The organism is Stenotrophomonas sp. Y6 (assembly GCF_022436665.1).
GTDB lineage: Bacteria > Pseudomonadota > Gammaproteobacteria > Xanthomonadales > Xanthomonadaceae > Stenotrophomonas > Stenotrophomonas acidaminiphila_A.
Map to the genome: position 1 here is coordinate 185851 of NZ_JAKUKB010000003.1, position 18935 is coordinate 204785.

General features: G+C 66.2%; 20 protein-coding genes. 19 read left to right on the forward strand and 1 reads right to left on the reverse strand.

Going from position 1 to position 18935, the window contains the following annotated elements; translation table 11 throughout:
* Positions 1 to 116 precede the first annotated feature (116 nt).
* The 11 genes from MKP15_RS04295 to MKP15_RS04345 all read left to right on the forward strand — a co-directional run bounded on the left by MKP15_RS04295 (position 117) and on the right by MKP15_RS04345 (position 12408).
* Entirely contained in the window at positions 117 to 1178 is a 1062-nt protein-coding gene (locus MKP15_RS04295; RefSeq protein ID WP_240211894.1) for a phage major capsid protein, read from the forward strand.
* A gap of 49 nt (positions 1179 to 1227) precedes the next feature.
* Entirely contained in the window at positions 1228 to 1536 is a 309-nt protein-coding gene (locus MKP15_RS04300) for a hypothetical protein (protein ID WP_240211895.1), read from the forward strand.
* A complete protein-coding gene (locus MKP15_RS04305; RefSeq protein WP_240211896.1) occupies positions 1536 to 2120 on the forward strand; it encodes a hypothetical protein in 585 nt (194 codons plus the stop codon). Before MKP15_RS04300 ends, MKP15_RS04305 begins: the two co-directional genes overlap by 1 nt.
* A gap of 75 nt (positions 2121 to 2195) precedes the next feature.
* A complete protein-coding gene (locus MKP15_RS04310; RefSeq protein ID WP_240211897.1) occupies positions 2196 to 3365 on the forward strand; it encodes a hypothetical protein in 1170 nt (389 codons plus the stop codon).
* A 1-nt stretch (position 3366) separates the two neighbouring features.
* On the forward strand, positions 3367 to 4149 hold the full coding sequence (locus MKP15_RS04315) for a hypothetical protein (protein WP_240211898.1): 783 nt from the start codon (positions 3367 to 3369) through the stop codon (positions 4147 to 4149).
* A complete protein-coding gene (locus MKP15_RS04320) occupies positions 4149 to 7145 on the forward strand; it encodes a hypothetical protein (protein WP_240211899.1) in 2997 nt (998 codons plus the stop codon). The genes MKP15_RS04315 and MKP15_RS04320 overlap by 1 nt, the downstream gene beginning before the upstream one ends.
* Before the next feature lie 39 nt (positions 7146 to 7184).
* Entirely contained in the window at positions 7185 to 7694 is a 510-nt protein-coding gene (locus MKP15_RS04325; RefSeq protein WP_240211900.1) for a hypothetical protein, read from the forward strand.
* Entirely contained in the window at positions 7694 to 8314 is a 621-nt protein-coding gene (locus tag MKP15_RS04330; protein ID WP_240211901.1) for a hypothetical protein, read from the forward strand. The genes MKP15_RS04325 and MKP15_RS04330 overlap by 1 nt, the downstream gene beginning before the upstream one ends.
* Positions 8314 to 9006, forward strand: a complete 693-nt coding sequence (locus tag MKP15_RS04335) for a hypothetical protein (protein ID WP_240211902.1) — start codon at positions 8314 to 8316, stop codon at positions 9004 to 9006. Before MKP15_RS04330 ends, MKP15_RS04335 begins: the two co-directional genes overlap by 1 nt.
* On the forward strand, positions 8999 to 10189 hold the full coding sequence (locus MKP15_RS04340) for a hypothetical protein (RefSeq protein ID WP_240211903.1): 1191 nt from the start codon (positions 8999 to 9001) through the stop codon (positions 10187 to 10189). The genes MKP15_RS04335 and MKP15_RS04340 overlap by 8 nt, the downstream gene beginning before the upstream one ends.
* Positions 10189 to 12408 carry a hypothetical protein gene (locus MKP15_RS04345; RefSeq protein WP_240211904.1) on the forward strand — a complete coding sequence of 740 codons (2220 nt, stop codon included), beginning with the start codon at positions 10189 to 10191 and terminating at the stop codon, positions 12406 to 12408. Before MKP15_RS04340 ends, MKP15_RS04345 begins: the two co-directional genes overlap by 1 nt.
* On the opposite strand, the gene MKP15_RS04350 is transcribed toward MKP15_RS04345, so the two are convergent.
* Positions 12402 to 12683: a hypothetical protein gene (locus MKP15_RS04350; protein ID WP_240211905.1), complete on the reverse strand. Its 282-nt coding sequence runs from the start codon at positions 12681 to 12683 to the stop codon at positions 12402 to 12404. The two genes, MKP15_RS04345 and MKP15_RS04350, sit on opposite strands and share 7 nt — an antisense overlap.
* Before the next feature lie 1069 nt (positions 12684 to 13752).
* Between MKP15_RS04350 and MKP15_RS04355 the strand changes: the two genes are divergently transcribed.
* The 8 genes from MKP15_RS04355 to MKP15_RS04390 all read left to right on the forward strand — a co-directional run bounded on the left by MKP15_RS04355 (position 13753) and on the right by MKP15_RS04390 (position 18208).
* Complete coding sequence (locus tag MKP15_RS04355) at positions 13753 to 14088, forward strand: hypothetical protein (RefSeq protein WP_240211906.1); 336 nt, start codon at positions 13753 to 13755, stop codon at positions 14086 to 14088.
* A gap of 1 nt (position 14089) precedes the next feature.
* The gene (locus tag MKP15_RS04360; protein ID WP_240211907.1) at positions 14090 to 14512 is read left to right on the forward strand and encodes a hypothetical protein; all 423 of its coding nucleotides are present in this window, start codon (positions 14090 to 14092) and stop codon (positions 14510 to 14512) included.
* A gap of 97 nt (positions 14513 to 14609) precedes the next feature.
* A complete protein-coding gene (locus MKP15_RS04365; RefSeq protein WP_240211908.1) occupies positions 14610 to 14864 on the forward strand; it encodes a holin in 255 nt (84 codons plus the stop codon).
* Positions 14857 to 15342, forward strand: a complete 486-nt coding sequence (locus MKP15_RS04370) for a lysozyme (protein WP_240211909.1) — start codon at positions 14857 to 14859, stop codon at positions 15340 to 15342. The genes MKP15_RS04365 and MKP15_RS04370 overlap by 8 nt, the downstream gene beginning before the upstream one ends.
* Positions 15339 to 15800 (forward strand): hypothetical protein, encoded by a 462-nt coding sequence (locus tag MKP15_RS04375; RefSeq protein ID WP_240211910.1) that lies wholly within the window; start codon positions 15339 to 15341, stop codon positions 15798 to 15800. The genes MKP15_RS04370 and MKP15_RS04375 overlap by 4 nt, the downstream gene beginning before the upstream one ends.
* Positions 15800 to 16528, forward strand: a complete 729-nt coding sequence (locus MKP15_RS04380; RefSeq protein WP_240211911.1) for a hypothetical protein — start codon at positions 15800 to 15802, stop codon at positions 16526 to 16528. The genes MKP15_RS04375 and MKP15_RS04380 overlap by 1 nt, the downstream gene beginning before the upstream one ends.
* Before the next feature lie 10 nt (positions 16529 to 16538).
* Complete coding sequence (locus MKP15_RS04385) at positions 16539 to 17054, forward strand: hypothetical protein (RefSeq protein WP_240211912.1); 516 nt, start codon at positions 16539 to 16541, stop codon at positions 17052 to 17054.
* Positions 17055 to 17686: 632 nt separating this feature from the next.
* Complete coding sequence (locus MKP15_RS04390; protein ID WP_240211913.1) at positions 17687 to 18208, forward strand: DUF4376 domain-containing protein; 522 nt, start codon at positions 17687 to 17689, stop codon at positions 18206 to 18208.
* The last annotated feature ends 727 nt before the right edge of the window (positions 18209 to 18935 follow it).

Genomic DNA, 18935 nt, shown 5'->3' on the forward strand with positions numbered 1-18935 from the left:
GCATCGCGAGTGACGTAAGCCGGGTTCGCCGCCGGTAGCGCTGAAACGAGAGTCGCGCCCTCGGAACGCGAGAGACCACGCCCATTCGGGCTTCCTCTTTCCCTCCGAGGTGCGATATGCCTTTGACTCCCGCCCAGTTGGCGTCCGGCGCCAACTACCAGATGCAGTCCTATGCGACTGACGACCCGATCGACCAGTTCACCAGCGAGCGTCCGCTGGCCAAGTGGCTGATCGAAAAGAAGACCGAGACGGTCTTCGGCAACGGCATCTTCAACGAGAAGGTGCGCTTCACCAACGACAGCAACTACCAGAACTACTCCGGCGATGACCAGGTCACGTTCAACCGGAAGGACACGGTGCGCCTTGCGCCGTTCCAGCACTACGAGGCCCACGACGGCTTCAGCCTCAACGAGACCGAGCTGGCCAACAACGGCATCATCCTGACCGACGACAAGTCGGCGCAGATGACCGATGCCGAGAAGATCCAGATCGTGGACAAGCTGCAGGAAGGCTGGACCACGCTGAAGGACGGCTTCCAGGAGAACTGGGACCGCGAGGTCCACCTCGACGGCTCGGCGAACCCGAAGGCCGTGCCGGGCCTGGACGCGCTGGTCAGCACCACCCCGAACGCCGGCGTCATCGGTGGCATCGATGCGTCGACCACCCCGTGGTGGCGCAACTGGGCGGTGATGGGGATCAGCACGGCCACGGCCGGCAACCTGATCTCCACGCTGGAGACCCTGTGGCGTCAGACGATCACCTACGGCAAGTTGGGCAACCCCGACTTCATCGTCGTGGGCTCGGCGATGTACGACGCCATCCAGGCCGACGCGCTGAAGGTCATGGGGCGCCAGATCAACCTGGGCCAGGCGTCCACCGGCGGCGTGACGCTGGACCCGAGCACCAAGGCGCTGGCGTTCAAGGGAGTGCCGGTGGTGTGGGATCCGACCTTCGATGCCCTGGACGAAGAGCTGGGTGCGATCACGTATCCGTGGAAGAAGCGCGGCTACTTCCTCAACAGCAAGGCCCTGCGCCTGCGCCCGGTCAAGGGCCGCTGGATGATCCGCCGCACCCCGCCGCGCGTGTACGACCGCTACACGTACTACTTCGGCCTGACCGCGGACTACGGCCTGACCTGCCGCAAGCGCAACTCGAACGCGGTTTTCAGCATCGCCTGATCACCCCCAACGTGCCGGCGGGGTCCGCCTCGCCGGCCAGGAGAAAGAAATGCCGAACACCATCACCGTACAGGGCACGAACATCGTGGCCCTGAAGAAGACCCCGCTGCTGGGCGGGGAGGGGCGCGAAGGGCTGGCCCATCTTGGCGGCAACGCCTCGGTCAGCAGCGGCGTGCTGCTGCAGGGCCACCCCGGTCTGGCCAGTGGTGCCACCCCGGCCAGCGGCGACGCGGGCTGGGTCACGCTGCTGAGCGCGACCGCGACGCAGGGTCCGGTGGTCGAGATCGCCGACCTGCCGAAGTTCGTCAAGCTGGGTGCCGCTGCCACGGGCCCCATCACCCTGGAGGGCGTGCAGTAATGGCCAAGTCCATCATCCTCACCTTCGTCACGCTCCTGATCGACCGTGACGCCAGCACCAAGCTCCCGACCACCGTGCCGGAGTTCGAACAGCCCATCCTCGAAGAGATCTACGGCGAGGAGCTGGTAACCGAGCTGGAGTCCAAGGAAATGCAGGTCGAAGACTTCGACGTCGGCGCTGCATTCGCCGGCCTGGTCAAGAAGTACGGCGGCAATGCCGACTCCGACGCGGCCCGCGCCCGCTACTTCAACCGTCAGCGGGACCTGGAGAGGTTCATCGACAGCCGCCAGCCGTCGAGTGCCAAGGCCGCGGCGAAGGCCACGACCACTGCACCGGCCAAGACTGCTGCCGAGAAGAGGGCGGAGAAGAACGCTGCCAAGGCCGCGGCGAAGGCTGCCGAGGACGCGGCGGTGGCTACCGACTTCACCGAGCTGCTGGCCGGCGATGTGGCCTCCATCACCGAGAAGCTGAAGGACCTGAGCGATGCGGACCTGGTTGCCATCGAGGCGGCGGAAGCCGAAGGGCAGGGCCGTGAAGATCTGCTGGCCGCGATCGATGACGAGAGCGAGTCCCGCAAGCAGTAACCCGACCCGCTGGCGGCGGTGACGGCGGCCGGCCGGGGGCAACTCCGGCCGGCCATTTCAGTATCTGGAGGGAACATGGCGACGTGGACAACCAATGAAATCGCGGTCGATGACTTCGTGCTGCTCGCATCGGGCATCGCCGACAAGGCGTGGTGGCGATACCTGCCCGAATTCGATGGAGAGCTCCCGGAGGGCAGCTACATCCACCAGATCCTCGGCAGCGCGGCGTTGCGCCTGGACCCGATCTCGGAGGCAGATGTCGACATCTCCGTGGGTATCAGGACGGCCGTGGGCGGGAATCCGGTAATCGCGACGCTTTCGCCTGGTCAGTCCGGGACCTTCCCATTCGACCAGACCCTCAACCCGGTAGTCGGGCCGCTGGGGGAGTGGGACACGGTCGTGATCGTCAAGGAGCAGCCTGTCGGTGGCGGTACTCCTGTTGTCCGGCTGGAGGTGACGGGCATGCGGGTGCGCTTCGTCATTTCCGACGAGCCGCCGGGTCCCGGCCCTGATCCCGAGCCGGAGGGCCCCACGGCCTACAACTGCGCATGCGACGACGACTACCCGCGCACCACGCTGAAGCAGATGCGTGGCCGCATTGCAACGCGGCTCGGCTTTGCCACCCAGGTCGCGATGGGCGCTCTTCCGCCTGGCATGGCTGAGCTGCTGGACGACTTCATCCGCAATGCCCAGGAGATGCTCTACCGCCGTTACCCGGTATTCCGGATGGAGCGGTTCTACGCATGGGAGATGCAGCCGGGCGTTCGGTTCTACGATTTCTCGGCCAACGAGGACGCATGCCAGAAGCGCATGGATCCCCGCATGGTCACCTGGGTGGGCATTTCCCAGGGCGATCTGTGCTGGCGTCCCTTGGCCTGCGGGATCGATCCGGTGATGTATGGCAGTCCCGGTCCGGGCATCCCCACGCACTACGAGGTCCGGCAGTGCATCGAGGTGTGGCCTGCGCCGGTCGACGGCACGTGGGTCCTGCGGATCAAGGGGCACTTCGGGCTGTTGCCGTTGGACAGTGAGGGCGACGAGACCACCATCGATCCCGAAGCGATCTTTCTGCAGGCCCTGGCCAATGCCAAGGCGCACTACGGCCAACCCGACGCTGGCAACTACGCCGCGCAGGCGACGGCCTACGTGCGCAGCCTCATTGCCGGCTCCCATCACACCCGGCGGTACATCCCGGGGAACGCCGTGGTGCCGCCTGCCGTGCGTCCCGTGATGAAGGAGAGCTGAGATGCGCAGTCAAGCACTGACGACGGTCAAGGCCGGCATCACGCGCCTGCGCGACAAGGGTGGGGCGTCCGCTGACTCGCTCTATGACCTCCTGAACGGCTACGTCACCGCGGCGCGCACGATCCACAGCCGGCCTGGCACCCGGATCGACGTCGTGCTTCCTCCGGGCACGAAGGGGCTGGTCTGGTTCCAGGGCAAGTTCGTCGTGTTCTCGCATCAGGTGATCGATCCTGAGGACGAGCGCGTGGAGGTGGAGGTGATTCGCCACCCGGAGGTCGCGGAGATGCCCATCCGCGACATCCACTTCGCGCTCCCCTTCCTTGGCTATCTGTATGTGGTCGCCGAGTTCGCCGACAGGCTGGTGCGGCACTACTGGCTGGAGAAGGGCGAGATCTGGCAGCCGAACCACGTCTACCTGCCTGGCACGTTGGTGCGGCCGACAAAGGGAAACGGCATGGCCTATCGCGTCGAATCGGACCGCGCCGGCTATGAGCCGTGGGCACCGAACGTGGCCCGTGCGCTGGGCGATATCGTCGTTCCCACGGTCGACAACGGCTTCCGCTACGTCGTCACCGAGACGGTGGGTGAAACCCCGAGGTCCGGAACGGCCGAGCCCGAGTGGCCGACCAACTCTGGCGAGACCGTGGTGGAAGACGTGAGCAACCGGAAGCCCTACGGCGTTGATTCGCAGACCCAGACGCCGAACACCAACGTCCCGCCGGCCGTTAAGGACCGCTACGGGCGTGGCTCGAACTCCGACACGGCCAACAGCGAGGTGCAGTAATGGCATATCCCGTCTGGAGCGCCGGTACCCTCTACCAGCCCGGCGACATCGTCGTTCCGATCACCGCGCCGGCGCCCACCGCCACCGCGGTCGCAAACGGGGACTTCAGTTCCGGTTCGGCCTCCTGGGACTTCACCGGCTCAGCCTTCTACTCCGAACACGTCTCCAAGGGGGGCTGGCGCACCTATGTGGAGCTGCCGGGAAACCAGGCGTCCGGCGGCGCGCTCAACCAGACCAAGCTGGTCGTGCCCGTCGGCAAGAAGATCACCGCGGCATGTCTGATCGATCAGGGGGCATCGGCTGCCGGCGCCACCCGCGGCTGGGTCGAGATCCATTGGTTCAGCGCATCGGAGGTGCTGCTGCGGATCGACAAGGGCAACCAGGTCGACAGTGGGGCCGGCGGCGCTGTCCATCGATCCACCTGCGAGTCCACTTGCCCGGACGGTGCGGCCTACTGCCGAGCCGGGATCGAGCTGTGGTCGGTTGCCGACCACAACCATGCGATCTGGGGTGGGAACCTCTGGGTCGAGGGCACTTTCGCCGGCATCCCTGCCGATCTGGCCTACAAGGCTGTCCAGCCCGAGTCGGGCTTCTCCGACGCCAGCGAGCCGGCCTGGCCGCCGGTCCTTGGCCAGCAGGTGGTCGACAACGAGGTCATCTGGGAGGCGATCGCGGCCACCCGCGTCGTGTGGACCGCCGAGCCGCTGTACGTGAGCGGCGCGACGGAACCGCAGTGGCCGGAGGTGGAGGGCGGCATGGTCAAGGACGGGACCGTAACGCTGAGGGCCGTGTCCAGGCGCGTGGAGGATCCGAACTGTCCGAACACCAAGATCGTGGCGATCGCCGCATCCAAGGTCTTCTGCGGGGACGATGACATCGTGCGCTACTCGGCGACCGTCAACCCGCTGGATTGGTCGACCGACAACGATGCTGGCTACCTGCCCACCGGGCTGCAGAACTACGGGTCGAACCCGGTCACGGCCATGGGGCTCTACCGCGGCAACCTGATCGTGTTCAACGCCGAGGCCTTCCAGCTCTGGCAGGTGGACGAGGACCCGGCCAACATGGCGCTGCTGGACGCGTTGCCGATGGGCAGCACCGAGCACCACGCCATCGCGCCGGTGTCCAACGACCTGTTCTTCCTGGCCTCCCAGGGCGTTCGCACGGTTGGAATCGCTGCCAGCAGCACGAACTTCCAGGCCGGCGACGTCGGCATGCCGGTGGACACCCTGGTCCAAGATTTCGCGCAGTCTCATGACAAGGAGCCTGCTGCCCTGTACTTCCCCGCGATGGGGCAGTACTGGCTGATGTTCGCCACCGGTGGGGCACAGCCGCCCGAGCCTCCGCCGCCGCCACCACCCGCCCAGGTTGCCCGCATGTTCGCGGTTGCTCCGGCCAACGATCCCGTGGCGGGCACGCCTGTCCGCGTGAATCAGGAGGGCGTTGTCGATACCGAGTTCGACGTTCTGGTGAACAGCGGCCTCAATCTGTGCGAGGCACACGAGGTCATCCAGAGTGGCGACTACTACCTGTTCGCCGGCAACTTCCGCATCGACACGAGCCTCTACAACTTCATCACCACGGACAAGTTCGGTCGCATCATCAATGTGCTGGGCGCGCAGGGAGGCGGGCTCGCCAACTACGCCATCAACACCGGCAAGGGGCTGGCACTGACGACCCCAGACGGCGACCGCAACATCATCAATCACTGCGGGGTTTCGCCAGCCGACGGCAGGATCATCCAGTTGATGTCGGACAAAGAGATTCCGTGGCCTCTCAGTGGCCCGGATGGCACCTTCCTGTTCAGTCAGGTCTCGACCTTCTTTCGGGAGCGAGTGCTGCCAAGCGGCGAGATTGAGAGAGCGTTCCTCCACATTGACTTCCCTTGGATCGGCGTGCCGCAGTGGAGTGTCCATGTAATGCCCGCATACGATGGCTGGGTAGGTCCATGGCAGAGGCTTCCAGACGATCGCGCGATTCGTGGCGTCAATTCCGGTGGGGATACCAGCGTCGTGATCTACACGTTCATGGGGGGAGCCGTCAGCAGTTCGTTCTTCCTGCCTGGCATCACGACGCCAGTACAGGCATTCGCAATCGACATTCCGCGTGACTGGCTCTACTTCGCCTTCGCACTTGACGCTGCAGTGGATGCAGCGACCTTGTGGCGTGTGGGCCGAGTCGGGCTCTCCGACCGTGTTCTCGACACGGAGTTCACCTTCAACTCGATCCAGGGCGAGGCCGACATTCCCGAGGGCTATCGAGAGATCCTGGGCATTGAGGTCGAGAGCGGGAGCATCGTGGTGCGGCGGAAGGCCCCGCAGCCCTACGTGAGCGCGCGCCCCGACGAGCAAGGGGGATTCAACGCGGAGTACACGTTTTCGGCGCCGGCCGGCTCGTCCGGCTGCTACGCGGTGGTCGACGCTAGGACGTCCGAGCCGCTCACCATGAGCACTGTCCTTGCCGACGATGGAACCTACGATCCGGGGGCGACCTCGATCCTCGTCTACTCGATGACGAAGCTGGGCAGCGTCGGCGCATGGTCGAGATACCAGCTGCCGTTTGCCACGGACGATTGGGCCATTGCGGGAAACTCGCTGTACCTGCGCTCGGGGGACTTCATTCACCGCCTGGATGGCTCTGTGGTGGGCGATGAGGTCGGTGTTCCCGGCGAGGTGTGGCAGTTCGAGATCGTGCCGTTCCCTGGGGTGATTCAATGGCCGTGGCTGGAGTTCGGACAGCCAGGGGTGACGAAGATGCTGTACGGCTTCGACATCGTTGGCCAGGGGGAGGTGTCGGTCTCCTTCGGCATCGACCAGAGCAACGGCGGCCTGTTCACGCCGGGCTATGCCGTCCCGGCGGACACGGTGCCGGGAATGGTGATCCCGATGCCGTTGGCCGCCCCGTCGCTGTCGGTGAAGCTGACCTACGACGGCAGCGAACCCTGGCAGTGGAACGCGCTGGGCCTGTACCTCCAGGACCTGCGCGGCATGTCCTGACTCCGTTGAACCCCCTCCGGCGGGCAGCAGCATAGGTCCATGCTGCCCGCTCGCCTTCCCTCGAACATCGTCCCCTGCCGTCCGGCGCATCTGGTGTTCCTTTCGGACCGGATGCGCGCGGACGAGCAGGCGCAGTTCCTGGCCGTCACGGGCCTGGCTGAGTTCTCGCCGGACGTTGCTGCGGCGTTCTTCATCGAGACGGCGCAGAAGTCGCAGGGGTTCGCCTTCACCGTCCTGCAGGGCGACAACCTGCCCGCCGCCGCGGGCGGCTTCCAGCCGGCGGGTGCCGGCGTGTGGCAGGCCTGGATGGTCGGCACCGAGGACGGCTGGGCCCAGCAGTGGCGCGCCATGACCAAGGCCACGCGCTGGCTCATGGATCGGCTGTATGAGGCGGGCGCGCATCGTCTGCAGACCAGCGCCCTCACCACCCGGGAGAAGGCCGTGGAGTGGTTCGAGCGGTCGCTGGGATTCCGGCCGGAGGGCGTCTGGCGCCACTTCGGTGTGCGGGGCGAGGACATCGCCCATTTCTCGAAGCTGAGGGGTGAGTAATGGGCGCCGGTGGCGGTTCCAACAAGGCAGCACAGCAGGCGGCCCAGCAGGAAGGGTTGCGGCAGGCCAACATCAACCGTTCGATGCAGCAGATCAACCAGATCTACGGCAGCCCGCAGCGGGAGGCCGACATCAACGACTTCCTGTCGGCCAGCCGCAGCTTCTACCGGCAGAACCTGGACCGGCAGCACGACGCGGCGGATCGCAGCCTCCGCTTCGCAATGGCGCGCAACGGGCTGACCGGCGGCTCGGCGTCCGTCGACGCGAACCGGCAGCTGGGCCAGGACTACCAGCAGGGCATCCTTACCGCCGATCGACTGGCGCAGAGCGCGGCCAACGAGCTGCGCAACGCCGACGAGACCAGCCGGATGAACCTGATCCAGCTGGCGCAGACGGGCGCGGACATGACCACCGGCGCGAACAACGCCGCGCTGTCGCTGCGCAACAACCTGGCTGGCGCACGCTCGCAGCTCAACGCCGACGCGCTGGGCGAACTGTTCTCGGGCGTCGGGACCATCGCCAAGGCCAGCCGTGACCAGGCGGAAACGCGCCGGGCAAACCGGGACTTCTACAACCTGTACTACTCGCCGGGCTTCGGCTACGGCGCTGGGGGCCGCTGATGGGTACTGAGGCTATTTGGGTTCCGCTGGCGCTCACGGCACTGAGCGCGGGCGCGAACTACTACAACACCCGGCAGACGCAGAAGAAGCAGGACAACATCGTGGCCGGCCAGATCCGGCAGCAGGGCGTCCGGCAGCAGGAAGCCGATCAGGCGATCGCCGAGGCCATGCGCGAGCGCGCGGCGCAAGGCGCGGAGAACGAGCGCGCCGCCATCGGCAGCCAGTATCTCGACCAGGTGCGCGCGGCTCAGGCCAACGCACAGCGCGGGTTGGGCCAGGTGGGGCAGGTGAGCCGTGCGTACCAGGTCGACGCCAACAACGCTGCCCTGGGCATCGGCGACTACGGCGCCAAGACCGCAGGCCTGATGGCCCGCATCGACGCGCCCACCCAGCAGCGCCAGCGCGAGGGCATCGCCGACTCCCGTGTGGCCATGGACTTGGACCAGATCGGCCGCCGGAGCCGCGCAGACGACTACCTGGCCCAACTGCGCCTGCGCGGCGTCCAGCGCAATCCGTGGATCGACTTGGCGTCGTCGCTGATGGGCGCGGGCGCCGGCTTCGCTGCGCAGTCCGGTGGCGGCCAGAGCCTTGCCGGCATCCAGACGCAGGCCAAGGCGGGTGCCGACTTCGGCGCCGCCAACAACGCATTGAATCGCCAGCTGCAGGCGAAGTGGGGGCTGATGAATGGCTGACCTGAGCCGATTGATCCAGGGCGGTATGGACCTGGCCAGCGCGTTCGGCCGGGGCGACAGCGCCTACAGCCGATCGATGACCGATGCCGCGCGCATGGAAGGGCTGGTCCTCGATGCTGCCAAGAAGCGCGAAGAGATGATGGCTCGCCGCGGTCTGGGCAGCGCCATCCAGGCGCTGGGCGGCAGCCCGGATCTGGCCACCCTGTTCGCCGCAGGCGTCGACCCGACCAAGCTCTCCGGCTACCAGGGCGACATGCAGGAGCAGGGCTTCCGGTCCGATGCGGCCTCTCGCGCCGCCGCGGGAGACTGGGACAGGGCCAACGCGGCGTTGATGGGCGTCGCCAACGGTCCGCAGCAGCTGGCCACCGTGGAAGGTCAGAACCTGCTGGCCAACCGGTTCCTGGCCGGCGCCAACGGCGTCACCACCACCGAGCAGGGCCGCGCCAGCATGGCGGCCGACGCCGCACGCGCCCGTGCTTCCGATGCCTCGGCGGCGAGCAGCTACGCCAGCGCCGCACGGACCCGCCAGGCCACTGGCATCGACGCTGCCGAGTTCGGCCTGAAGCGGTCGGGACAGTGGAACCCGGGCGGGGCGTCTGCGGCAGGCTCGAAGCCGCTGCCGGTGGGCGCTCTGAAGGAGCTGCTGAACGTCGAGGACGCGCTGGGCTCTACCGAGGTGATGAACGACATCATCCAGAAGCACACCGGACGCATCCAGGACGGGAGCCTGAGCATTTCTCCCGCCGGCGCGATGCTGGGCAAGGTCAGAACGTCGCTTGGCTTCTCCACGCCGAACGACGTGGCGCTCACGGAGTGGGATGCCGACAAGACCAAGATCGTCAACGAGTCGCTCCGACTCAATAAGGGTGTGCAGACCGAGGGCGACGCCCAGCGTGCAGCGAACGAGCTCATGAGCGCGAACGACGCGGCCACCGCGGCGCGCGCCCTCCAGCGCCTGGCTGAGATCAACCGCCGTGCGGTGGACCTGCAGCAGCGCAAGGCCGGCATGATCCGGGGCAACTACGGGCAGGCACCGGTTGGTGACACTACCGGGCAGCCATCGCTGAGTGGCGCCTTCAGTGGTGGCCCGACTGGCAGGGCTCCGGCTGTCGGCACGATCGAAGGCGGCTACCGCTTCCGCGGTGGCAACCCGTCCGATCCCAGTAGCTGGGAGAAGCTGTAATGGCTGGTCCGTGGGAGAAGTACCAGCAGCCCGGGCTGCAGCCTGGCCCGGCCGCCCAGGAAGGGCCGTGGTCGAGGTATGCCACTGAGGCGCCAGCCGCCGCCCCGCAGGCCGAGCCGGAGTACCGAGCCACCGACGAGATGAGCGGGCTCGATCGGTTCCGTGCGGGTATAGGCAAGGGCTTAGTGGACACGGGCGAGGGCGTTGTCCAGGCGGTGGTCGACCAAGCCAGCCGGCCCATTCCCGCGCTGGCCGACATCTTCGCCAACATCAACCCCGAGGCGGCATCGCAGGCAAAGGAGATCCTGCTGCGTCCCCAGCAGGCCATGCGCGAGCATGTGGCCGAGCGTCGGATGATCGATGCGGATCTGGCGAGCACCGGTGCAGGGAAGTTTGGCGAGTTGGTGGGAGCCTTTGCAGGATCCGCCCCGGTAGGGGGCGTTGGAGTAGCTGCTCGCGGCGTTGGCGCAGCGCGAGCCATCGGCCAGAGTGCATTGGCCGGCGCCTTCCAGAGCGGCCTGCAGCCAGTGGTGAGCGATGAGGAGCGGATTAAGAACAGCGCTCTCGGTGCTGCGTTCGGCGGCGGCCTGTCCGCTCTCGGTCGTGGCGCGATGCGGGTGGCCGAAGAGGTCCTCCCCTCCAACTTCCTCGCCAGGACCATGAACTACTTCGGCGAGCGGGCCAATCGGCAGCCCTACGCGCAGGAAAGCGAGGCACTGGCAGCACGGACCGGCATCGACTTCACGCCAGGCATGGTCTCTGGCGGGAAGGCGCAGACGGCGATGGAGAACATGGCCCGCCAGTCCGTGTTCTCGGCCGATACCGCATTCAAGGCGGACGAGCGGATCGCCACCCAGGCCGTCCAGTACGTCCGGCGAGTGATGGACCGGATCAGCCAGGACAACCTGTCTCCCCAGAGCATCGGCGAGGGCATCCAGAAGACCGTCCGCGATGCCGTGGAGAAGATCGCCACCAGCCGGGAGCAGATGGCCGCCCGACAGTTCGGCGCCATCCGGAACCTGGTTGGCGACAAGCCGGTGGTGGACTACTCGGCCACCAAGAAGGCGCTGAACGACATCATCGGCGAATACGGCGATGTGATCGGCAGCGACGCCGGCAAGATCCGTGCGCAGGCACAGAGTCTGCTGGACGAGATCGTGCAGAAGGGCGATGGTGTCTCGCTCGATGCGGCGCGTAGGGCGCGCGGCTTCTACGGTGCCGCGGCCCGCGGGAAATCCAACCTGTTCGAGAACGTCAGCCCCGACCTCAACCGGAGGCTCGCGGCCAAGATGTACGGGGCAATCTCTGACGATCTCGATGCCGCCGCCGGACGGATCGATGAGCTGGCCGGATTCGGGCAGAACATGCCCGTCCAGGATGGCGTCCAGGCTATGCGCCCCAGCGAGCTGCTGAAGCAGGCCAACGACGATTACCGGCGCCACTCGCAGCTTCTGGAGGCCGTGAAGAACAGCCCGCTGAAGCGGCTGCTGGGCGACGAGTTCAACGTGGACGACTTCATGACCGTCAACACGCTGCCACCTGAGACCGTGATCGCCCGAATGGGGTCCATGAAGCCGACCGAGTTGAACCTGGTCCGCGACTTCATGGAGAAGAACGCCCCGGACACCTGGCAGCAGTACAAGCGCATGCTGCTGGACGATGCGCTGGCCGCCGCCGAGACGGTTCCGACTTCTGGTGGCGCGAACTCGCTACCGTTCAACGCGAGCGGGTTCATTCGAGCCATCGGTGGCGACAAGCCAGAGAAGATCGAGAAGCTGCGCGCCATCTTCAACCCAAAGGAGATGCCCGAGGTTCTGGATGCCATGCAGGCGGCCCGCCGCTTGGGGGACAAGTTCGGTGCAAATTTCAGCGGCACCGGGCCCTACGCTGAGGTGTCGCAGGCTGCGCAGAGCTTCGTGGACTCGATCAAGAACATGAGCATCCGGGGGATCGCCGGTGCGGCCTCGCCGGTCATAGGCTTGAATGGCGTGGCGAGGATGATGCTCAACTCGGACGGCCGGAAGGCCTTGATTGAGCTGGCGAAGCTCCCGCCAGGCGCGAAGCGGGCAAACGATCTCGCCGCGTATCTGGCCAGTGTGGCCGCGGTCAGCACCAGCGAGAAGGAGCCCTTGGAGATCAGCGTGGAGGGTGGAACACCCGGGGCAGCGCCGACCGAGGAAGAGCTACAGGCGCTCCGCGCTCGGAACGCCGGTCAGTGACGGTAGCGGCGGGTGTGCCACCACCCGCCAACCGACAGCGTGAGCAGGATGACCAGCAGGGCGGCCACACAGCACAGCGCCCACGCGCCGATAGCTGGGAGAATCCAATCAGCTGCATTTCCGTAGGTACGCATTCGCACGGCTGCCATGGCAGGGACGCCGATGCTGATGATCCCTACCCATCGCCGCGCCCAGTAGCCGAACTTGGCCTGGACATACTGGCCCACGGTGGTGGGGACGATCTCGGCGTCTTGGATAGGGGCAGGCGTGACCATGGCTTCTTAGTAGCACACGCCGGCCGCTGACGAAACCGCATCCTCATATTCATCCGCCGCGTACCTGGCTGCACGGGCCTGTCTCGAGCAGTCGTCAGCCAGATCGCCCCAAGAGGCGCACTTTGCGAGGTTGTTTGCTGCGTCGGCCAGTTCTCGTGCCTTGTCAGCGGCGATTTGGCATTCGTGACGGCCGTACTCCTGGCGCGGGACGGATACTGCCCTCGAGGCGGCCGAAGTTGGAGGTGGGAGCATGGGCCACGCAATGAGGATCGCGCTAACCCACTCTTTCGGAGGAAGGGACTGCTGAATCTCCCGAATCCGCGGTTGGATCATTGCGAACTTGCTATCAAAGTCTGGATCTGATTCCCTAAGGCGCCTGCCTAGTTCTTGAACCGCAGCGAGGGCCGCTTCTTCATCCGTAGGCTGCGCATACGCCGCTCCGTGCCCGATGCTCTCCCGGGCAATGCCAGCAGGGTTGGAATAGTCGGATTGAGGGCTGCCGTAGTTCCGCCAGCCAGATGAAGCGGAGGGTTGAGGTGCGGGCATTACGGCGGGGCTTGGAGCAACGTACGTAGGCGCTATATAGGTGCTCGATCGAGTCGGCCACCCGAGCCTATAGGGGTCTACCGTTCCAGTCTTCCCCGTGTATGGGTTGTAGTTCCCGCGCGTCGAGTAGTTGTCGAGCTTGCTGGAGTTGGGAGCCGACCGATAGTGCGGCGCCACGTAGGTTCCGTCCTTCCGGGTGTACCCCCTGACACGTACTCCGCCAGCTTCAGCCAAAGAAGCGAACAGCATGGCGCAGAGCGCCAGCAGCAAAGCTATGACCTTCATCCCGGAGGTCCCCCCATCCCTAGACCCGGCAACCCTACCACCAGGGCGGCGGGGAGGGCAGCGGGGCCGGTCTGCCCGGCGCTCACCCGGGCTGTGCGCCGGCTATAGGTGGCGCTGACCCGGGGTCAGTGCCGGGAGAAGCTGGTGTTCCTCTTCCCCCTGTAAAGGGGGCGTGACTCGACTGGAACTGGCGGGATATGATCCGCCCGCCCAGGACGGGCTTAACAGGGGGACATTGATGAGTGACGAAAAGGTGCCGGAGGGGAAAGTTGCCATAAGGCACGAGCGTGTCGCTGGCTACAGAACCGAGTTCATAACCGGCGGCTCGGTGGCCGGCCCGTTACAGGACGGGTTCTTCCGGATGACGCTCTTCCGCGACGCCATACCGCCATTGACCGAGATCTTCGATGCCTTGCCCGATGATCCCGACTCTGTTGACATGAGCAAGTCCAAGCCCGTGAAAGTCCAGTTGTTTCGCGAGGATGTATTCACGCTGGTCCTTCCTCCCGAAATTGCTTTGAAGATGGGACAGGACCTTATTGAACGGGCGAATTCGGTCTTGACGAAGGCTTGACATGAGCGTGGATTGTGATTTGGGACAGACTGTTTCAGTCGATTCTTATTCGCCATTCACAGTCAATGCACTGGTGGGCGTTACCATCGGAGGCGTCAGAAAAGTAACGATTACCCACAGCATTGGTGGACAGTCGACTGAGCTGACGAGCCTTAGTAGTGGCGATCCTCCAGCAGGGGGAAATATGGAAAAACTGAACGAAATCGACGGTAGGCTTCGAGTCGTCGAGCAGGCTGTAACGCGCATTGATGAACGTCTCAAGCACATGCCGACTACAGTCATGGCGTGGGGGATGGTCGCTGCGTTGGCGTGCGCAGTGTGGGCAATTGTTACGTTGGCCGGTCCAAGTGTTGTTGCGACTGCTGTAAAGGCGCAGCTGATTGAGCAAGCAGAGAAGGCATCTGCATCCCCACCCGGTAAGTAGCTTCCATTACAAGGGCCCCGCTTCGGCGGGGCTTTTCTTTGCCCGTTGAACCCACTTCCCGCTGCCCCAGCATGTCCGAAACGGAACGGGGCAGGGCATGAAAGATCAGGCGGCGGAAGCAACGATTGCGGCGGTGGCGCAGAAGGTCGCCTACGGCGGCGGGGGCGTTGCGGCCTTTGGCGGGCTGACGGCGAACGAGATTGCCGCGTTCGGCGGCCTGTTCATCGCCTTCCTGGGCCTGCTGGTGCAGGTCTACTTCAAGGTCCTGGACAACCGCCGGAAGAGTGAGCTGCACAAGCTGATGCTCTCCGGCCGCCGGTTCGACCCGGTGCAGGGGGACTCCGATGACTGACGCCAAGACCAAGGTGGTTGGCGGAGGCGTCGCCGCGGTGGCGCTGGCGGGTGTCCTCGCCTTGGCGGCCCCGCTGATCCAGAAGTGGGAGGGCGTCCGCTACGAACCCTACCGTGACAGCGTCGGGGTGCTGACCGTCTGCTACGGGCACACCAAGACCGTGCAGGCCGGCAAGCGGTACACCCGTGCCGAGTGCGACGCGCTGCTGGCACAGGACATGGCCGAGGCGAACGGGTACGTCCGCCGGTGCATGGGCGTGCCGATGCTGCGGCATGTCGAGGCGGCCCTGACGAGTGCGGCCTTCAACCTGGGCCCGAAGGTCGTCTGCGGCTCGACCCTGCAGCGCAAGGCCCAGGCCAACGACTGGCCGGGGGCGTGTGCGGAGCTTGGCCGATGGAACAAGGCCGGCGGCCGCGAGCTCCGTGGGCTGACCCTGCGGCGGGGCGATGAGCGCGCGATGTGCGAGGGGCCGCAGTGAACCGGGTCTACGCCGCTGCCGCCGCCCTGCTCGTCGGGCTGTCCTTCTGGGCGGGCTGGGAATGGCGCGACCGCTCCGCCGACCTGGCCCAGAGCCGGCAGGCCACCAAGCAGGCCCAGGCCGAGACCAAGGCCGTAGAAACCGCTCGCAGCGCCGAGCACCAGCAGGCCGACACCTTGGCCACCATCGGAGAGACCCATGAACAAGCCCGCGCCGCGGCCCCGGCCGTCGCTGATGCTGTTGTTGCTGACCTGCGTGCTGGCAATCTCCGGCTGCGCGACGGCTGGGCGAGCTGCGAAACCCAGCGTCTGTCCGACGCCAGTGCCGCCGCCCGCGAACGTGATGCGGCCGCCCAGCGCCGAGCGGAATTTGCGGGAGCTGTTGTTCGAGTCGGCCGCGACGCAGACGACCAGCTCGCGGCTTGCCAAGCCGTAATCCGGGCCTACGTGGCGCAGTGATGGCCGGGACGAAGATCAAGCTGAAGGACCAGCTCGGGCGCGTTGTCCGGGTCGGCGGCGATGGCACCAACGGGGCAACCGTCGGCAAGAATCTGCGCTGGCCGGACGGCTCTCTGGTCCAGGAGTCTCAGATCCGCAACTCCGGCGGCCAGGCCGGCGGGAGCTCGGGCAGCAGTACCGGTGGCTCCACGGGCGGCATCGCGTCGACCGTCTGGAGGCTTGTCCGCGAGGTGCCGGCGAACCTGCAGAAGCTGGCCGCTCTGGTGGGGGCGGGGCTGGCCGTGCGCGGGAGCGATGGGACTTGGCACCAGCGATCGATCGCTGCCGGCGAGGGCATCCAGGTCGAGAACGCCGACGGCGCCGCCGGTGATCCGGTCGTCTCGCTGGCACCTCTGGTTCGCCCTGCTGCGGCCACGGTATCGGCCCTGCGGCTGGTCTCGGAGGGCGCCGATGGCGTCCGCCACCTGGATCCCACCGACGCGGCGTCGGTCGCCGGGATGCTGGGCGTATCGATCACCGCGGGCGATGCAGGGGCCGCGATCAGCATCAAGGCCGGCGGATCGATCGACGACGCTGGCTGGTCATGGTCCCCCGGGTTCGTGTTCGCCGGACCCAACGGCGCGCTTACCCAGGTCCCGCCGGCCACCGGCTGGGAAATCGTGGTCGGGTACGCCCCTTCGCCGACCCGCCTGAACCTCACTTTCGATGAGCCAGTGAAGCTGGCATAGGAGCACGCAAATGGTGGACAAGGTCCTCTATCGGAACGCCGGCGAGACCAAGCAGTACACGCCGATTACCGCGTCGGCCGGTGCTGGCGACGCCGGCAAGATCCCGGCCCTGGGCAGCGACGGCAAGCTGGATCCGTCGATGTACGACCCGGGCGCAGATCCCAGCGAGCCGATCACCGCCAGCGAGGCGATCGGCGCCGGCAAGTTCTACAACCGCTTCTCCGACGGCGGGGTCCTCAAGGCGCGCCTGGCCGACAACTCCAACGCGCGCCCGGCCCACGGCTTCGTGCGTGAGTCCATCGCCGCGGATGCAGAAGGGACGGGCTACCCGCTCGACTCGGTCAACGACGCGCTCACCGGCCTGACCGTCGGGACCAACTATTACCTGGGCACTGCCGGGGGCGTCATCGCAGTGCCCCTGGACGCGGCGGACGCCGGCAACACCGGCAAGATCGACCAGAAGCTGGGCATGGCCAAGAGCGCCACGGAGCTGGTCACGGACGACTACGACTACGTGGTGCTGTAAATGGCCGAGCGTCGCCCCTTGGTCCGCATCAACGGCCAGAGCGTGCAGCTTCCAATGGGCGACTTCCTGCCGCACCGGCCGCTGTACCCCAAGACGTACGTTGGCACGACCAGCGGCACGTTCACGCTTCCGGCAACCGCGCTTCCGGCGGTAGATGCGCTGGCCGTTGGGGGCGGTAGCGGCGGGCACACCAATGGCGGCAACGGTGGGAACACCACGATCTCGGATGCCCTCGGCAACGTGCTCCTGGAAGCCGAGGGGGGCGCGGTCAACCGGCCTGGCCGCGGTGGTGGAGTCGGCGCATACCAAGGGACGGCCAATGCAACGTCTGGCGGCGCTCCAGCGCAGCGCGGCGTCATGGGTTTCAGCAGCGGTGGCGGCGTGGGCAACTGGACGGCTGCCGGCAGTGGGTTGAGCGCCACCAATGCCGCCGCTGGCACCGGTGACGGGGGTGGGGGCAACCCTGGCGCCACGTCACGAGGTGGATGCGGGGGCGGGGTGGCCAAGAAGACCCTCTCCCTTACCCCGGGAGCCACCTACACGCACGCTATCGGGAGTGGGGGAACCGCTGGAACATCGGCCGGCGCCGGCGGTTCGGGTCGAGTGGAGTATCAGTACTGGGACACTGTGCCATGAGTCGCATCGCGCTGATCCGTGGCGGAAGGGTCGCCAACGTCATCGAGGCAGAGCTTGCGTTCGCGCAGACGCTGCCGGGCTACGACCACGTGATGGAGGCCGGGGGCGCCGGCCCTGGCTGGCTTCTGATCGATGGCGTGCTCGTGCACCCCGCGCAGGTCGGGTCAGAAGACCTGGCGGAGGCGAAACGCCGGCTCCGCGAACGTGCCACCGCGCTGCGCTGGGAGCACGAAACCGGCGGAATCACGGTCGGCGGGGTGCGGGTGCTGACCGGAATCGAGGACCAGAATCGGATCGCCACCGCCTTGATCGGTGCGCCGGCCACGCTTGATTTCAAGGCGGAGAGTGGTTGGGTGACGCTCACCCTGGCCGACCTGCAGGGCATCGCCGACGCGATCACCACCCACGTGCAGGCGTGCTTCAGCGCTGAGCGCGCGCACCATGAAGAAATTGGTCGAATTTCCTCCATGGAAGCGGCGAAGGCCTACGATGTTGACGCCGGGTGGCCAACTTCCTAACGACGATATGGGCGAGCCGTGGTGGCGTTTGGAATTTTCGCCCGTAATGGTGAGAGTAGAAGGGCGAGGCCCACGCATCGTTTTGCTAGCAAGGCGCTTGGAGCAAGATCGCTCGCGGCAGCACTCCCATCCGCTCCGCCACGCCCGCAAATTCGTTTACTACGTCAACCTTCGCACCCGCATTTCGTTGGGACGCCGTATGCAGCAGCTTCTGATACACCTGCCAGAAGCCGGGCCCGTTCCCGTGAAGCCGGTATGCCGCCTGCAGCTGAAGCCATTCTTCGTTCGTCAGGTATTCCGCGCTGTATCCCATATCAGGCTCCTTGCCGCCTTCCCCCGCAGGTCGAACTTAAGTCGAACACGCGGGGGTGGGAGTGAAGGTGTCGTGATCGGCTCGTATGCCGTGCGTAAACGGTCCCGGCAACTTGCATGGTGGGGTCGGAGCGGAAGTGTCCGCAGCGCAGCCGCCTAGGGGATTTACGGATTCACGTAGGAGCCGGTTCGGCACGGTCGCTTGTTCGACCAACGAAAGTCCCGAAGTGCGACGGAGAACACACGGAAGCCTGGCCATGTGCGCCGGATTCGCGCAGCGACAAGGGCCTACTCCGATAGCGCGGTGCTGGGTTCGCTGACATTTCGTGGACCTCGGGCCGGTTACTGTGAGCCGGCCAGCACCAGCGCGCCGACTGACAGTCCAGGCCAAACCCCGCCGGGCTCCCGCATGGAC

Coding starts and splice junctions, on each gene's coding strand:
- MKP15_RS04295 (WP_240211894.1), top strand. CDS start 117: ATGCCTTTGACTCCCGCCCAGTTGGCGTCCGGCGCCAACTACCAGATG.
- MKP15_RS04300 (WP_240211895.1), top strand. CDS start 1,228: ATGCCGAACACCATCACCGTACAGGGCACGAACATCGTGGCCCTGAAG.
- MKP15_RS04305 (WP_240211896.1), top strand. CDS start 1,536: ATGGCCAAGTCCATCATCCTCACCTTCGTCACGCTCCTGATCGACCGT.
- MKP15_RS04310 (WP_240211897.1), top strand. CDS start 2,196: ATGGCGACGTGGACAACCAATGAAATCGCGGTCGATGACTTCGTGCTG.
- MKP15_RS04315 (WP_240211898.1), top strand. CDS start 3,367: ATGCGCAGTCAAGCACTGACGACGGTCAAGGCCGGCATCACGCGCCTG.
- MKP15_RS04320 (WP_240211899.1), top strand. CDS start 4,149: ATGGCATATCCCGTCTGGAGCGCCGGTACCCTCTACCAGCCCGGCGAC.
- MKP15_RS04325 (WP_240211900.1), top strand. CDS start 7,185: ATGCTGCCCGCTCGCCTTCCCTCGAACATCGTCCCCTGCCGTCCGGCG.
- MKP15_RS04330 (WP_240211901.1), top strand. CDS start 7,694: ATGGGCGCCGGTGGCGGTTCCAACAAGGCAGCACAGCAGGCGGCCCAG.
- MKP15_RS04335 (WP_240211902.1), top strand. CDS start 8,314: ATGGGTACTGAGGCTATTTGGGTTCCGCTGGCGCTCACGGCACTGAGC.
- MKP15_RS04340 (WP_240211903.1), top strand. CDS start 8,999: ATGGCTGACCTGAGCCGATTGATCCAGGGCGGTATGGACCTGGCCAGC.
- MKP15_RS04345 (WP_240211904.1), top strand. CDS start 10,189: ATGGCTGGTCCGTGGGAGAAGTACCAGCAGCCCGGGCTGCAGCCTGGC.
- MKP15_RS04350 (WP_240211905.1), bottom strand. CDS start 12,683: ATGGTCACGCCTGCCCCTATCCAAGACGCCGAGATCGTCCCCACCACC.
- MKP15_RS04355 (WP_240211906.1), top strand. CDS start 13,753: ATGAGTGACGAAAAGGTGCCGGAGGGGAAAGTTGCCATAAGGCACGAG.
- MKP15_RS04360 (WP_240211907.1), top strand. CDS start 14,090: ATGAGCGTGGATTGTGATTTGGGACAGACTGTTTCAGTCGATTCTTAT.
- MKP15_RS04365 (WP_240211908.1), top strand. CDS start 14,610: ATGAAAGATCAGGCGGCGGAAGCAACGATTGCGGCGGTGGCGCAGAAG.
- MKP15_RS04370 (WP_240211909.1), top strand. CDS start 14,857: ATGACTGACGCCAAGACCAAGGTGGTTGGCGGAGGCGTCGCCGCGGTG.
- MKP15_RS04380 (WP_240211911.1), top strand. CDS start 15,800: ATGGCCGGGACGAAGATCAAGCTGAAGGACCAGCTCGGGCGCGTTGTC.
- MKP15_RS04385 (WP_240211912.1), top strand. CDS start 16,539: ATGGTGGACAAGGTCCTCTATCGGAACGCCGGCGAGACCAAGCAGTAC.
- MKP15_RS04390 (WP_240211913.1), top strand. CDS start 17,687: ATGAGTCGCATCGCGCTGATCCGTGGCGGAAGGGTCGCCAACGTCATC.